Origin of the sequence: Limnoraphis robusta BA-68 BA1 (genome assembly GCF_034932365.1) — a bacterium.
Classification (GTDB): Bacteria; Cyanobacteriota; Cyanobacteriia; order Cyanobacteriales; family Microcoleaceae; genus Capilliphycus; species Capilliphycus robustus.
The window spans coordinates 1-14324 of sequence record NZ_JAYGHR010000026.1; the positions used below are offsets into that span (position 1 = coordinate 1).

A 14324-nucleotide genomic window follows, 5' to 3' on the forward strand; every position below is an offset into this window, starting at 1 on the left:
TAGAGGGTTATGCCGAGGGCTTCTTGGTGAAATGCCTGTCTGACCGGGTGCTGCTGACAGTCCGGGGTGATGCAGGAAATAAACATTAACACGGTTTGTACCGCGTTATATCAGTTTTATAAAGCAGCAATGTCTCAGAGGCTAGAAAATTAGGCGGTTGAACTAATTCCCATAGCTCAAACAGAAGTTGGGTAGGGTGGATCAGATTTTCAGGTTAATGATAGACTAGCCCATCCCTTGTCAGATCCAGCCTAGATTGACACCCCCATCAGGGCTTGGTGCGCTACAACTCAGCCGAAAAAAATTTTTTGAAAAAGGGGTTGACAATCTCCGAAAAGGTCTGTACTATTAGTAATTGTCGAGGGTAACAGAAGAACGCGAAACAAATAAAGCGATTTCTGATTGACCTCAAGACCTAAGAAAGTATTTTAAAGCTTTCCTGGTGTCTATGGCTCGATGGAACCACACCGATCCATCCCGAACTCGGATGTGAAACGTTGACACGGCGAAGATACTTGGTGGGTAGCTGCCTGGGAAAATAGCTCGATGCCAGGATAAATACAAAACTAGAGCTTCTCTTCCAGTGATAAACGGAGGGAGGCTCTGGTTTTTGATGGGTATGTGTTAATCAGAATCAAGCATGAATGCAATTTTACCGCCCTGGATTGTTTTAGACCCGCTTTTGCAACAATGGCTCTGTGAAGATATTGGGCGAGGCGATCGCACGACAGCGAGTCTGTTACTGCAAAATCGTCCTTCAGGAAGCGCCTATTGGGTGGTGAAAGAGTCGGGAATGGTTGCGGGATTAACAATAGCGGCGCGAGTGTTTGAACTGTTAGATCACGAAGTAGAGTTTACAGCGATCGTTTCAGAAGGGCAATGGTGTGAAGTCGGACAAACGATCGCCCAACTCAAAGGGCCATTAGCAGCTTTGTTAACCGGGGAACGAGTCGCGTTGAACCTAGCGATGCGGTTAAGTGGAATAGCCACTCTAACGAACCGATACACAGTTGCTCTTTCTGACTTCCCGACACAACTGGTAGATACTCGTAAAACCACGCCAGGACTGCGACTGTTAGAAAAATACGCGACCCAAGTGGGAGGGGCAATCAATCATCGTTTCGGGCTGGATGACGCCGTGATGATCAAAGATAATCATATCGCGGCCGCAGGCGGAATACAAGAAGCGATCGCCCAAATTCGAGGAAAAATTCCCTATCCTCTAACGATAGAAGTCGAAACAGAAACCCTCGAACAAGTTCAGACAGCGTTAGAGAATCAAGCTGATATTATTATGCTGGATAATATGCCCCTGTCAATCATGTTGGAGGCGGTGGAGAAAATTCGGAGTTATAATAACCGAATTAAAATCGAAGCCTCCGGTAATATTACCCTAGAAACGATTCGCGCTGTTGCGGAAACTGGCGTTGATTATATCTCTACCAGCGCCCCAATTACTCGTTCAACTTGGTTAGATTTAAGTATGAAATTAGGTGAGGGAAATTGGGGAATTGATTATCCTTTGATCAGAACCGTTTGAAGTGAGTCACCTACCTCCTGCTTTTACTTAGAAATAAAGTGAACCCAAAAACTGCCATCGGGGATACAAAGCCGCCGAATTAATCCATAAGAATAATGGAGATAAGCGCCACTTAAATCGGTGCGATATCCGGTTGAGAACCATTCTCCATAGGGATCATGAACAATAAACCCGTATTCATCATATCCAACAACCACAAGGATATGACCAAAGGAGGTAAAGTAGCCATGAATCACAGAAGGATTTCCCGCCGCAACCCAGTCTTGAACATCTTCAATAATGGCATATTCTGTAAAATAATCTTGACACCCATAATCTCGAACAATTCGAGCTAAATCATAGGGATTATGTCGGCTATAGCCTTTGTTGAGTGCATACTCATACAGTTCATCTTCAAACTGTCCATAACTAACACGTCTCGGTGCTTTCAAATACTCCAAACACATCCCGATAGAAGTCACATTACAGGCACCCGTTGGATTTAAAAAGTTATCCAATTGAGAACGATAAGGAACATTATTCAATCGATAACTTTTGGGTAAAGGCTTCGGATAAACTAACTTTTCATCCTCATAAATTTCGGCATGAGCGGCCCAAATGTATAACATAGAATATCCCCCGAAGCTTTCACTGCGAAGGGCAACTCTTAGATGTCCTCGAATGGGATCATAAGCTAAAACGGCAAACTCTTGACCTCCAGCAACTGGGAATTTTTCAGAGTCAGTCAACTGAGATGAAGCGATAGGTTTTAGTTTAAAAACGGTACTTTTGACCGTTTTCAAAATGGGGGTGAGAATGGGAATTTCTGAGATTTTAGCTTCAATTAATTTCTGGGCTGTTACTGCTCCTAAATAACCCGGTTCACCACATTTCATCAGCTTTTGAAATTGATGCAGTGAGGCCGTTGACTTCGGGCCAAAAATACCATCGGCGGGCGGATCAAGAAGTCCTAAGTCAATCAGGCGAATCTGAATCTGACGACTCAGATCAGGGTCTGCATCAATTTTATTGACATCATACTTGATATCTGTACCCAAAAAGTCTTGTAATCTCATATTACTTGCTGAAATTGATCGCGGTTGTAGTGATCACAATTATTGCTAAAATTCTTAATCTAGATCGTCACCCAGAGTCAAGCCAAGAATTTCTGGAAATTCTTTCTGCTGTTCAGTCGGGATATCTTCCTATTTTTGTAAGAATCCAGGGCAATTGTACTGATAATCTTATCAGTTATCGATTGATAGAATTCATAAAAATAACCGGATTGTACTGAATCCTTTCTCCCCTGGGTTCCCCGTCTCAGGTAAAATTCACATTTTGCACCCGGACTCAACAAGACCTTAGAAACCCGGTGCGCGATAACGAAAAATATTAACAAGCTGATTGCAGTCGCAAGAAACGCGGTTTCTGACACGGGTGCAAGATCTCAGGTTGAATTAACGTTCAAGGGGAGATTCAACACCTCAAAAAAAGCAAAAGCCTACACGGCGGGTAGGCTCAAGTGGGATTAGCAAGTGCTGCAAAATAGAAGGGAGAACCCGCTTATTGTTCAGCTACTACCCGTGAAGACGACATCAGGAAACTTGGCTTGAGCTTCTGAGAGCGGACGACCTTTGCCTTCTTCTTGCCAGTAGTTAATGACTTCCGTTGCCTTGTTGAGCAACTCAACCCGCTCTAGATCGGAAATCCAATGTTTGGACTCCATTTCAGTTTTGAGCTGTTCCCAGGCATCATTTCTCGGCCAGAAAAAGTAAGAGGTTAAAGGACTAGAGCCTTTTCCGACAACTTGATCTACCGCCAATGCAACGTTGTCGTCCAGCCAGAGAACCTTTAACACGAATCGTGACAACGACACCTCCATAAGCAAGCAATTCAAAAAAATATTACAACCTGCTATTCTAACGCACAATGAGACTTCTGTGCTATCTAAATTTACAGGCTCAACTCTTTATTCAAGCTTCACACCGATGAAAGCAATTGTAATTTTCGATATTGACGGTGTAATTCGGGATGTCGGCGGTTCCTATCGACGGGCGATCGCAGATACCGTTGAACAGTTTACAAACCAGGCTTACCGTCCCAGCCAGGAAGACATTGATCAACTCAAGTCTGAGGGCATCTGGAATAATGATTGGGAAGCCTCTCGGGAACTGATCTCTCGCTATTTTGAACGTCAGCCTAACTCAACGCCGTCTGAGGCGAGTGGAGGTTCATCTCGCCATCCCATCGATCTCAACTATGAGAGTTTGATTGCCTTTTTTCAATCCCGCTATCGAGGGCCAGATCCCGAAAATTGGACGGGTTATATTTGCTCGGAACCTGTACTGTGTCAACCCGCTTATTTTAAACAACTGAGTTACGCAGGTATCGGTTGGGGATTTTTTAGCGGCGCCATGCGAGATGAAGCGTTATACGTCCTGAGTGGGAAGTTAGGGTTAGGTTCACCTGTGTTAGTCGCAATGGAGGACGCACCGGGAAAACCCGATCCGACAGGACTGTTTATGGCGATCGAGCAGTTGCACTCTCAGCGCCCGACGACGGTTGTGTATGTGGGAGACACGGTTGGGGATATGTACACCATCAAACAAGCCTCTGAACAGCAACCGGTTCGGTCTTGGCTAGGTGTGGGTGTGTTACCGCCTCATGTTCAACAGAACGGCCAACGCGCTCAAGCCTACGCTGAAACCCTAAAAACCGCAGGTGCGGTGATGGTTCTTGATAACGTTGAACAACTTACCCCTGATGTGATCGAACAGCTTACTGCAAGTTGAGAAACTTATCCAAGGCATTGACAACCGCAGGCGGCCAACGACGGACTTGAGTCACCCATTCAAGATCTTTGTAACGCTTATCGAGTCCAACGGCTGCGACCCAGTTACTTTCGGCTTCTCCTTGTTTGCCTTTTTCCCATAAACAAGCGCTTAAAGCGGCTCGCATATCGGCAAAATTCGGATATTTACGCACTAGATTTTTCATGGTGCGAAGGGCTTTTTCAGTTTGGCCGTCTTGATAGAGGGCGAGGGCGTAGTTTGCCCGGGCAAAGGCATAATTGGGATCAAGTTCGGCGGCGGTTTCATAATCAATAATTGCGGCTTTCCAGTCCCCTAAACCGGCTTCGGCATTGCCTCGGTTGTTGAAGGCAACGGCATCTTCAGGTATTCGTTCTAACACATAATTGTAGTCGGCGATCGCATCAAGCCAACGTTTTAATCGTTCATAAGCCACGCCTCGGTTTAAATAAGCATCGGGGAGTTCGGGTGCGAGTTCGATGGCTTTGTTGTAGTCAGAAATGGCTTCTTCTAGCTTATTTTGACTCACCCGAACATTTCCCCGGTTACTCCACATGGCGGGGTTGTCTGGATATTGTTGAATAATCTCAGTCCAGTAGGTTTCCGCTTGGGCAAATTTTCCGGCGGTTGTTGTTTCAAAGGCTTTATCCAGCAGGTTCTCCAGATCTTGAACGACAGGGGTTGATTCTGCTAAAGTCTCAGAAGCTGCAAAGGCGGGTGAATATCCTCCGAAGATTTGAACGGTGAAAAGGAGTATGGTGACAATAATCCCAAAGAATTGCATCATTTCAGTAAGGCGTTAACTGTTATTAATGTTCAATTCTAATAGATTACTGTCCTTTTCTCTTGACTGATCGAATTTAAGGGTTTTTCAGATCTAATTGTTTGATTGGCGTGGCTCGGTTGGCAATTTGAATTAATTGCTGGGGTGTGATATAGCGGTTGACAGGAACTCTAGAAATTTGGAACGGATTTCTTAAGCGATTCGGTCGAGAAATAATCCCATCATATAGATATCCCGTCAAGTGATATTTGGGTAAATATTTTTCGACTTTGGGGCTAACTGAACCGTAGGGATAGGCAATATGAGCGCCCACCCATTTATTTCGATCTAAATCGGCTACACATTCTCTGAGTTTTGTTTTGGATTTCTCTAACTCAAGTTCTAAGTTTTTCAGATCTAATTTACTCAGGTTTTGATGAGAAAATCCATGAGACTGAATATCATAAAAACCGCGTCTATATCCCTCTCGTAGCTGATCACAACTGATATGAGGAACAAAATCTTTGAGATTAACTCCCATTGAACCTGGGTTAATAAATAGAACTACTTTTACCGTTTCTCCATAGTTTTTTTCGAGGTCTTTTAAAATCGGTAAAAGATTTTCATGGACTCCCAAGTAACCATCATCAAAGGTGATCATTACGGGTTTGCGGTTGAGATATTCGCTTGGAATGGGTTTTGATTTTTGAATAAAGTAAGTAAACAGATCTTGACTACTCAAAAACCAATAGTTGTTGTCAACTAAGTAGTTTAATAAAGTATAGATTTCCCGTTTACTATAGTCGTGTTCAAAGGTGAGCGGTTTGATTTTCGTCTTTTCTGCCGTCTCAAAGTCGATAATATTATGAAAACCGAAAATTGGCACACGTATTGAAGGAGTTGTGGTTGATTTTGTGGCTCCTGAAAGGCTAACGCCTAACAAAAACATCAGCAAAAAACAGATGAATTTATTTTTGAAAAGGGTAGAAAACTTGAGGGTAGAATATTTTTTGAGCCAGTTCATCATCGGATAAAAATCTTCACTCCTGATACCATATCGTTGGATATTACAGGAGAATTATTTCACAATCCGAATGATTTGTCACTTTTTATGATCAGTTTAGGATTGGCTGTTGAATGTCCACGAAAGGATGCTATACTCAACCCAAAGTTCAAAAATAGCCTTTGCTGAATTAGTCCGCGAGGAAGTGGATTGCTATCGAGGTTTAATAGAGCGAGTTTAGGGACTCTAATCAGTTGGTAAACACCTGCTTGATGTAATGCTTGGTACTGAGAAGATCCCAGCCCTGTCTCAAATAGATCTTGAGGATCAGCTAAAATCAGAACCGTGTCAGGAGAGGCTTTTTGAACGCTTGGGGTGCGAAGATAGTTAACAGCATCGCTGGCATATTGAAAGTATTTTACAGGATTTTGAGTATAAAAAACTAAACTGGGTTTTTTAAAGCCAATCATCAGTAAATATTCTTGAGATATTCTTTCTTTGGTGACGGTTTCTGCCAGTTGTCGTAAGGGTTCTTGTCGGTGAATATCCAGTAATTGATTGGCGGGAGTCGCTGCAAAGATTAAAAAGGCAATAAACCCGATTAAATTAACTGTTAAAATTTGATCGGGTTGTCGTTTCCACAACAGAAATAAAATGATTACAGCAGTTATCATCCAAATCAAAGCACTCAATTCTAGTAACCCAGAAGCGTGGAGTGCTTCTCGAAAATCAGGCAGATCTGGGTCATCTCCTAACCAATGATAACTCCAAAAAATAGCCCCGGAAAGGGCGATTAAAAAAAACAAGTTTAATTTTAAGGAAAAATATAGTAAGGGTTTGAAAACGACATTTAATTTCTGTTTTTTGTTGTAAATATTATTCCAAAATAGCGCAACCAGTAAGGCTGAAGCGGGCATCAAGGGGAGAACATAACTGGGAAGTTTAGTGACAGAAATACTGAAGAAGATGAAAATACATCCAAACCAAAACAGAGAAAATAAGGGTAAATGTTCGAGGCGAGGGCGATTTTGCCAGTTTTTTCGCTGCCAAAACTGAGTTTGCACAATAGCAACAGGTAAATAAACAGACCAAGGTGCAAATCCTATTAAAACAATAATAAAATAAAAATACCAAGGGGCATCGTGATTATTGACGACTTGAGTAAAACGTTGAAAATTATGATAGCCAAAGAAGTCATTGAGATAGGTTAATCCATGTTTTGCTGTTATGAAGATATACCAAGGAAGAACAATTATCAAAAGAATAAAGCTTCCTAAAATTGGACAAATTTCTTGTAAAACCTTTTGAATATTTCCCAGATATAGAGTAAATGATCCGATAATTAAAACAGGTAAAACAAAGCCAATTGGCCCTTTAGTTAACACCGCTAAAGCGAGAAAAATGTAAAAAGCAAAATACCAAGGAGATAATTGATCAGATTTTCGTTCGTTTGGTTCAGCATAGCCCCGAAAAAAAGCTAATAATGCGGAACCCATACAGGCATTTAACAGCATATCAGAAACGCCTATTCTAGCCCAAGCGATGGTTTCAGGATTAAACGCGATTAAAGCAGCACCCATGAAGGGTAAAGGATAAAGTTTAATTTTAAACTTGAATAAACTTCGATAAAATTTCGGTTTATTCTTGCTATTTTTCAGATAAAATTGTAGAATGTAATAAATACAAAAGAGCAGGAATAAAGCCGCGAGTGCCGAAGGAAGACGAACCCCCCACTCATTCACCCCGACGAGCCGATAAGCGATCGCCATCAACCAATAAATCAAAGGTGGCTTGTCAAAGCGAGGAACTTCATTAAAGTAGGGCGTGATCCAATCTCCAGTGACTAACATTTGACGAGCGGCTTCTGCAAATAGAGGTTCTGTCTCATCAACTAAACCTGTATTACCCAAATTCCAAAAAAAAGCAATCCAACCGACCAAGCCCAACCCCAAGATAGGCAGAATAGCTGTCAGAAAAAGCCGTTTAAATTGAGATGGGAATTCAGAAGTGATCCCCCATTTAGACTTTAGTTTCATCCCGTCGTTTGCTGATGAATTAGTCACAACCTTATAAATTGTACGGTGAATAGTGACAGTTTAACCAAGTCTGTAGTAGTGCTTTAGCACCATCAAGCTACAGCACTTATAGAAAAAAATCTGGTATCCTCTACCTATGGAATAACACTAATGATAGCCGAGTTAGACTGCGATCGCTTGACAACATCCTGCTGACGGGTGTTATCTTGCATATGTGGTCTAATACACACTAAGTCAGGAGTTATATATAGCCGCATTCGATTTGTTTAAAAAGCGACAAGAGCAAGAATGAGGTTTAGTGAATTGTCTGTCATTTATCGTTATGCAGAATCGAAGCATTACTAAAAAACTAGCTTTTTCAAGATTGAAGGGTCGAATTAGAAGAAACTCAAATGCCAACTCGCACATTTTTAGAGGAACAAATAGCAGCAGCAGAAGCAGCAATTACAGCAATTGCACAAACAAGTAAGTTGTCAATCCTCAAATTAGTTTCCATCTTGGGTTTGCTAACTCAGTCTTTAGGGTTTAACCACTAACAGCCATTCTTCACCCTGAGAATTCCAGGCGGGTGAGTTGGTTTCACCTACAATATAAGGCCCCCAGTATTGACGAGAACCATCTTGAGCAAAGACGACTAAAATATCTCCCGGTTCCAAAGTTAAATCAGTCTCCGGTAGCGATAAAATAAGTCCATTCAAACTTCCCTCTTGAGGTGCAAAATCCCAGTGAACAGGTTCGGAAGCCTGGGATGGTGAACGCAATGCAACCCGCACCGGATGATTTGTGCGATTACTCACCCGCAATGCAGCTTTTGTCCCCTCTGAGACGGGATCAAAACTCACTTCAATCTCCTCGGGTGCTGCATTTTCCGTTAAACTCGGTGTAGAATCAGGGATCGTAGAAGGAATAAATACAGGTACACTATCGGGATCAAGCGATCGCTCTAATTCGGTAGAACTGATACAAGTGTTTAACCAAAGTTGTCTCAAGGCAAAACTCGAAAATATAATAGTCCCAGCAACCCAGATTGCAGGGTGTAGTGTAAGTTTCATGATATTTTCCGTGAAAAGTCCAATCCGATCAATTTCACAAGTTGTTCTATGCAGAACACTCGTCTAAACCGACTAACAAATGTTCTTAGTGAGCGACTGGGGCGATGGCTACGCAATCCTTGGCGACGAATCTCACTGCTAACGATTAGTTTGCTACTCGGCTCATTTTTGGGTATTGTTATTTCTACGATAGCGGGACAAGAGTCTCAATGGGACGTGATCGCCGCCTTGTTTGTATTATTGTTCACCGAAGCTGTGAGCTGGCTAACTTATCGCAGAAAACCCCAAATTCGCCAACCGTTATGGATTGAAAACCTCAACGCCCTAAAAATCGGGACTATCTATAGTTTGTTTTTACTGGCGTTTTTACTCGGTTCTTGAAAGTTCCCACGCTTCAAAAATAATCCCCTTATGATTCAAATTTTAGAGGCTTGGGCAGGGGGAAATCAACCCTCACCCGATGAACTGCAACAGTTAGCCGCTTTAGAACTGCGTGATCATCGACGCTCAACTGCCTTTGGAATCACTCCAGAGAACGTTGAGACGGTGATTGAAAAGCGATCGCAATTATTTTACTCCCTACTCCAACATGACTGTAATTTACCGCAAGTTGGGGCGGGTTGGGAACTGCTCTGGAAATTGTGGCTTCCTCTGGCAACTCAACTCACCCAACATTATCAAAGCTTAAATCGTCCGATTATTCAAGGGATTCTCGGCGGACAGGGAACGGGTAAAACGACTCTGGGTAAAGCTTTAACTGCGATTTTAAGCTTTCAAGGATATTCTACCCTAAGTTTATCAATTGATGATTTGTACAAAAGTTACGCCGATCGGGAACGTTTGCGAGAAGTTGATCCTCGCTTCATTTGGCGTGGTCCACCGGGAACCCATGATGTAGAAATTGGGCTAGGGGTTTTAGATGAGTTGCGTCAAACTAAGGCTTCTGTGGCGGTTCCTCGGTTTGATAAATCGTTGTATCATGGAGCAGGCGATCGCATTGAACCGGAAATTGTCACCAAAGTTGATGTAGTGTTGTTTGAAGGCTGGTTTGTCGGTTGTCGTCCGGTTGAAGATAGCCAATTTAATCATCCTCCTGAACCGATTTTAACCGAAAGCGATCGACAATTTGCACGAGATATTAATCAGAAGTTAAAAGATTATCTTCCGTTGTGGGAACGTTTGGATCGGTTAATGGTTCTCTATCCTGTTGATTATCGCTTATCAAAACAATGGCGTCAACAAGCCGAACAAGAAATGATCGCTAGTGGAAAATCAGGAATGACGGATGCAGAAATTGAACAGTTTGTAGACTATTTTTGGAAATCTCTGCATCCAGAATTATTCATCTCGCCGTTAGTCAAAAATCCCCATTTAGCAGATTTAGTGGTTGAGATTAACCCCGATCATTCTGTAGGTCAAATTTATTCACCGGGATCTAGTAGCAGCGAAACTTGAAAGAGACATCTAGCAAGCCAGAGGCTTGCACTCATGTTTTTATTGACACAAAGACTCCAAAAATTCCCTCTTTGTGTCGAGCGTGTTTTTTTCTTCTCTCTAACAACATTCTAAGGGATCACAACAGGAATCACTATCCGGTAAGCTAGTGATCTGATAGTCGGTTCCTTTTGTTTCTTTAGGACTGCGAGTTGCTTTCGGTTTACAGTTGAAATTTGTAGCTTCTGCAAGGGGAATTTCTTGATAGGGAGGAAGGGCTACAATACTTTGAGAATAAGGCCCTTTTGGATCAGTATAAAGGTTAAAGGTTTTGTCACAAACGGCCATGCGTTGACCCCGACAAAGAGTATGACCATCATCATCAACAACTTGTTTCCAAGGGCCTTTGTAAATGATAGCTTGTTTCCGTTCTAAACAGGGGCCTTCTTTTCCTTTAAAGGCTTGAACCGTCAGGGAACGAAATTCTATGCCATTAATGACTTGCCAAGGTTCTGCTTGACGAACTAAAATTTCAATACCGTAGAATCCGGCTTGTTCAAACATTTCTAAAAACGTGTCTTCTCGAAACGCTCCCGAAATACAACCACTCCAAAGTTCGGGATCTTTAACCATTTCGGGTGTTGAGTTTTCATCGCAAACGATATCAGAAATAACCGCCCGACCGCCTTTTTTTAGAACCCGATAAATTTCTTGAAACAGTTGTGTTTTGTCTTGGGGACGAACCAGATTTAAAACACAGTTAGAAATCACGACATCAACGCTATGATCAGCAATTAACGTTTCTTCTTGTCGCAGGCGATCGCATTCTGTTTCTAAAGCAGAAATCCCTTCTATCGATTGTACAGGATTTTGGGTTAACCACTGTTGTACTTTGTCTAAATCCAGGGCTAAATCTTGAATTTTACCCTTGACAAATTTGGTATTTTGATATCCTAATTTTGTCGCCATTTCGGCTTGATATTTTCGAGCGAGTGACAGCATGGCATCATTGAAGTCAACACCAATCACTTCACCCTGTTCACCGACAATCTGTGATAAAATATAACAGTGTTTCCCTGCACCTGAACCGAGATCAACGACTGTTTCCCCAGATTTTACATAGCGAGTCGGATCACCACAACCATAGTCTTTCTCGAGGATTTCTTGTGGAATTTTTGCCAGATATTGTTTGTCGTAGCTAGTCGGACAGCATAAAGACGGCTGAACTTCTTTCGCGCCTTGTTTGTAGCGATCTAGAACAATTGATTCGACTTCGTAATTCGCAACCATTTCTTTCGATTTCTCTGTAAGTTTTAAGGTAGATTTATTTATTTTATCGCTTATTTTTGGAATTAATACCCAAAATTTAAGCTAAATTTTTCAATCTTAGTTTTCATTGAATCTGAGCAAACTTAAATTTTCCTGAGAATTATTCTAGAAAATACTGAGAAAATTCTAGAAAAACTCAGTTTCTGCAAAAAAATAGCTTTCTAATACTAATTATTTTGAATATCAGGGTTGTTCAAATTGTCGTTTTTGGGGAGTTGAATGACGAGTTAAGTCTAATTTTGTTTGTAATTCGGCTTTAATTCGGTTGAGAATAGACGTTTCATCCAACGAGGCGAGAATTCGTTTCACCACCGCTTTTGGTGCTTCATCACCCCAAGACGCACCGTTAGCAAGATAGGTTTTTGTCACCTGTCCAATACCATAGGAAGAAACCCCAGCGACTGCGGCTTGCGTCATCGCCACCGACAAATAGGGAATTAACGTAGCCCCTCCCGTCATCGGTGCCGTCACTCCTAATAGTCCTTTTAAAGAACTTAAACCCAAATTGGCGACTAATTCACTGGCTGTAATTCCCCCCATACTAATGGCGATTTTTTGTAATAAATCAATAGCCCCTTTTTGGGTCATCGAAATGCCATATAATTTAGATAAAGTTAAAATCATCATCACATCAATCACCGCACCACTTACGAGGTCAATAACCGTCATCGGATTGAGTGCAATGGCGACGGATTTGGTCATCACCCCATTCCAAATCACTCGGTTCGCACTTTCATCGCGAATTTCCATTTTTCGCTGCACTAACTGTTCGTTAATCTCTCCCGCATAAAGCATGGTATTCAGTGCAACCAGTGATTTTCCTTCGCGGTCTAAAATATCGAGAATTTTGAGTTTCAGTTGTTCAACTTGCGGTTCAGAACGAGTTAATTGAGGTTGAATACTGCCATCAGGACGACGAATTGCTTTGGCGACTAATGGAGACGCCGCAGCCATGACAATTTCATCCGGTGACAGTAATTCTTTGACTCGTTCATCGCGTATTTTGTGATAAATTGCCATCCGGTCAGCTTCAGGATATTGGTCAACTTTGTTAAACACTAATAACATCGGTTTTCCGGCTTCCCGCAGTTGAGATAACGCCTGATATTCAACTTGAGTAATATCTCCGGCAATCACAAATAACAGTAAATCAGCGCGTTGTGCAACTTGACGGGCGATTTCTTCTCGGGTTTTCCCGTCAACTTCATCGATTCCCGGAGTGTCTATTAATTCGACTTGAGAAATGCGATAAGAAACGACATCATTTCCCATTTCCGAAGTTTCTGGAGGCGTATTAGCAACTTGCCAACTTTTGGCTTGAGTTGCTTGGGTGACGCCATGAATCGGGCCAGTTTCAAAGATATTTTGACCTAAAAGAGCATTCAAAATCGAGGATTTACCCCGCCCCACCATCCCAAACACCGCAATTTGGACGCGAGTTTGTTCGAGTTTATCCATTATCGTGTCTAAGCCCTCAAGTTCTGTTTCCAGTCCGGCTCGTTCTTGGGGGGTTAAGTCCAGATGTGCCACGATTTCGCGCATCGCATCTTGTGCATCCCGGAGGTTTAACTCAGCTTGAATGTCAGTGAAGCTTAAAATTGTATTGTTGAGTTCGTCATCTAGGTTCATCTGGCTCCTCTCAACTCGCAGGAGTTGATATTTCTCTGATCTCTCATCCTATCGTATCTTTTTTGAATATCCTGTGGGCTTTAGAACTCCACAGTTTTAAAGAATAACGGATAATAAGATTTTGAATCAACTTCTGTTTATTTTAACAGGTGTTGAGCATCAGTCTACCCTCTTGTTAATTGTGCCGGACTCCAATGACTATCGTAATTCGTTTTTCCCAACCTTCAGATATCTTTCAACTGACGGAAATTTACAATCATTATATTCTCAACACGGCGATTACCTTTGATCTTAAACTGTTTACAGTGGAACGACGGAGTGAAGAATGGTTTGAGCATTATTCTGATATAGGTCGTTATCGTTTGTTTGTCGCTGAAGTTGAAGGTCAAGTGGTTGGCTATGCGACGAGTAGTTTATTTCGACCGAAAGCGGCTTATGAAACTTCGGTGGAAACCAGTGTTTATGTTCATCCCAAAGCTATTAGAAAAGGAATAGGAACGTTACTGTATCGCCGTTTATTTCAAGCCTTAAAAACTGAAGATGTGCATCGGGCTTATGCGGGGATTACTTTACCCAATCCTGCTTCTATTGGACTTCATAAAAAGTTTGGGTTTCAAAGTGTGGGTGTGTTTCGAGAAGTGGGTCGTAAGTTTGATCGATATTGGGATGTAGAATGGTTTGAAAAGTGTTTATGAATAAAAACCACCCTCGATATACCAGACACAAAGGGTTTGTTAAGGTACAACCCG

At 42.0% G+C, this 14324-nt stretch carries 15 protein-coding genes and 1 rRNA gene; 7 read left to right on the forward strand and 9 right to left on the reverse strand.

Features of this window, described 5'->3' with window-relative positions; genetic code table 11:
• Nucleotides 1-438: 438 nt before the first annotated feature.
• Both rrf and nadC read left to right on the forward strand, forming a co-directional pair.
• Nucleotides 439-555, forward strand: a 5S ribosomal RNA gene (gene rrf / locus VB836_RS11170).
• 85 nt (nt 556-640) lie between these two features.
• Nucleotides 641-1540 (forward strand): carboxylating nicotinate-nucleotide diphosphorylase, encoded by a 900-nt coding sequence (gene nadC / locus VB836_RS11175; RefSeq protein WP_323219407.1) that lies wholly within the window; start codon nt 641-643, stop codon nt 1538-1540.
• Between the two features lie 23 nt (nt 1541-1563).
• On the opposite strand, the gene VB836_RS11180 is transcribed toward nadC, so the two are convergent.
• Together VB836_RS11180 and VB836_RS11185 are read right to left on the reverse strand one after the other, a co-directional pair.
• Nucleotides 1564-2595 (reverse strand): C39 family peptidase, encoded by a 1032-nt coding sequence (locus tag VB836_RS11180; RefSeq protein WP_323219408.1) that lies wholly within the window; start codon nt 2593-2595, stop codon nt 1564-1566.
• A gap of 494 nt (nt 2596-3089) precedes the next feature.
• Nucleotides 3090-3389: a 30S ribosomal protein PSRP-3 gene (locus VB836_RS11185; protein WP_323219409.1), complete on the reverse strand. Its 300-nt coding sequence runs from the start codon at nt 3387-3389 to the stop codon at nt 3090-3092.
• Nucleotides 3390-3507: 118 nt separating this feature from the next.
• On the opposite strand from VB836_RS11185, the gene VB836_RS11190 reads away from it, so the two are divergent.
• On the forward strand, nt 3508-4311 hold the full coding sequence (locus VB836_RS11190) for a TIGR01548 family HAD-type hydrolase (RefSeq protein WP_323219410.1): 804 nt from the start codon (nt 3508-3510) through the stop codon (nt 4309-4311).
• On the opposite strand, the gene VB836_RS11195 is transcribed toward VB836_RS11190, so the two are convergent.
• The 4 genes from VB836_RS11195 to VB836_RS11210 form a co-directional block, all read right to left on the reverse strand.
• The gene (locus VB836_RS11195; RefSeq protein WP_323219433.1) at nt 4298-5113 is read right to left on the reverse strand and encodes a tetratricopeptide repeat protein; all 816 of its coding nucleotides are present in this window, start codon (nt 5111-5113) and stop codon (nt 4298-4300) included. The genes VB836_RS11190 and VB836_RS11195 overlap by 14 nt on opposite strands.
• A gap of 76 nt (nt 5114-5189) precedes the next feature.
• The gene (locus VB836_RS11200) at nt 5190-6119 is read right to left on the reverse strand and encodes a polysaccharide deacetylase family protein (protein WP_323219411.1); all 930 of its coding nucleotides are present in this window, start codon (nt 6117-6119) and stop codon (nt 5190-5192) included.
• A 56-nt stretch (nt 6120-6175) separates the two neighbouring features.
• Nucleotides 6176-8131, reverse strand: a complete 1956-nt coding sequence (locus VB836_RS11205; protein WP_323219412.1) for an ArnT family glycosyltransferase — start codon at nt 8129-8131, stop codon at nt 6176-6178.
• 134 nt (nt 8132-8265) lie between these two features.
• A complete protein-coding gene (locus VB836_RS11210) occupies nt 8266-8388 on the reverse strand; it encodes a hypothetical protein (RefSeq protein ID WP_281062766.1) in 123 nt (40 codons plus the stop codon).
• 135 nt (nt 8389-8523) lie between these two features.
• On the opposite strand from VB836_RS11210, the gene VB836_RS11215 reads away from it, so the two are divergent.
• A complete protein-coding gene (locus VB836_RS11215) occupies nt 8524-8667 on the forward strand; it encodes a hypothetical protein (RefSeq protein ID WP_160315352.1) in 144 nt (47 codons plus the stop codon).
• On the opposite strand, the gene VB836_RS11220 is transcribed toward VB836_RS11215, so the two are convergent.
• Nucleotides 8650-9183 (reverse strand): hypothetical protein, encoded by a 534-nt coding sequence (locus VB836_RS11220; RefSeq protein ID WP_323219413.1) that lies wholly within the window; start codon nt 9181-9183, stop codon nt 8650-8652. The two genes, VB836_RS11215 and VB836_RS11220, sit on opposite strands and share 18 nt — an antisense overlap.
• A gap of 48 nt (nt 9184-9231) precedes the next feature.
• Between VB836_RS11220 and VB836_RS11225 the strand changes: the two genes are divergently transcribed.
• Entirely contained in the window at nt 9232-9564 is a 333-nt protein-coding gene (locus tag VB836_RS11225) for a DUF565 domain-containing protein (RefSeq protein WP_046279914.1), read from the forward strand.
• Nucleotides 9565-9594: 30 nt separating this feature from the next.
• On the forward strand, nt 9595-10638 hold the full coding sequence (locus tag VB836_RS11230) for a glycerate kinase (protein WP_323219414.1): 1044 nt from the start codon (nt 9595-9597) through the stop codon (nt 10636-10638).
• Between the two features lie 99 nt (nt 10639-10737).
• Here VB836_RS11230 and VB836_RS11235 read toward each other — a convergent pair whose 3' ends face one another.
• Together VB836_RS11235 and VB836_RS11240 are read right to left on the reverse strand one after the other, a co-directional pair.
• Nucleotides 10738-11907, reverse strand: coding sequence for a methyltransferase domain-containing protein (locus VB836_RS11235; protein ID WP_323219415.1), 1170 nt, complete (start codon nt 11905-11907; stop codon nt 10738-10740).
• Nucleotides 11908-12129: 222 nt separating this feature from the next.
• The gene (locus tag VB836_RS11240) at nt 12130-13575 is read right to left on the reverse strand and encodes a GTP-binding protein (protein ID WP_323219416.1); all 1446 of its coding nucleotides are present in this window, start codon (nt 13573-13575) and stop codon (nt 12130-12132) included.
• Between the two features lie 194 nt (nt 13576-13769).
• Here VB836_RS11240 and VB836_RS11245 point away from each other — a divergent pair, with 194 nt between their 5' ends.
• On the forward strand, nt 13770-14270 hold the full coding sequence (locus VB836_RS11245; protein ID WP_323219417.1) for a GNAT family N-acetyltransferase: 501 nt from the start codon (nt 13770-13772) through the stop codon (nt 14268-14270).
• Nucleotides 14271-14324 lie beyond the last annotated feature (54 nt).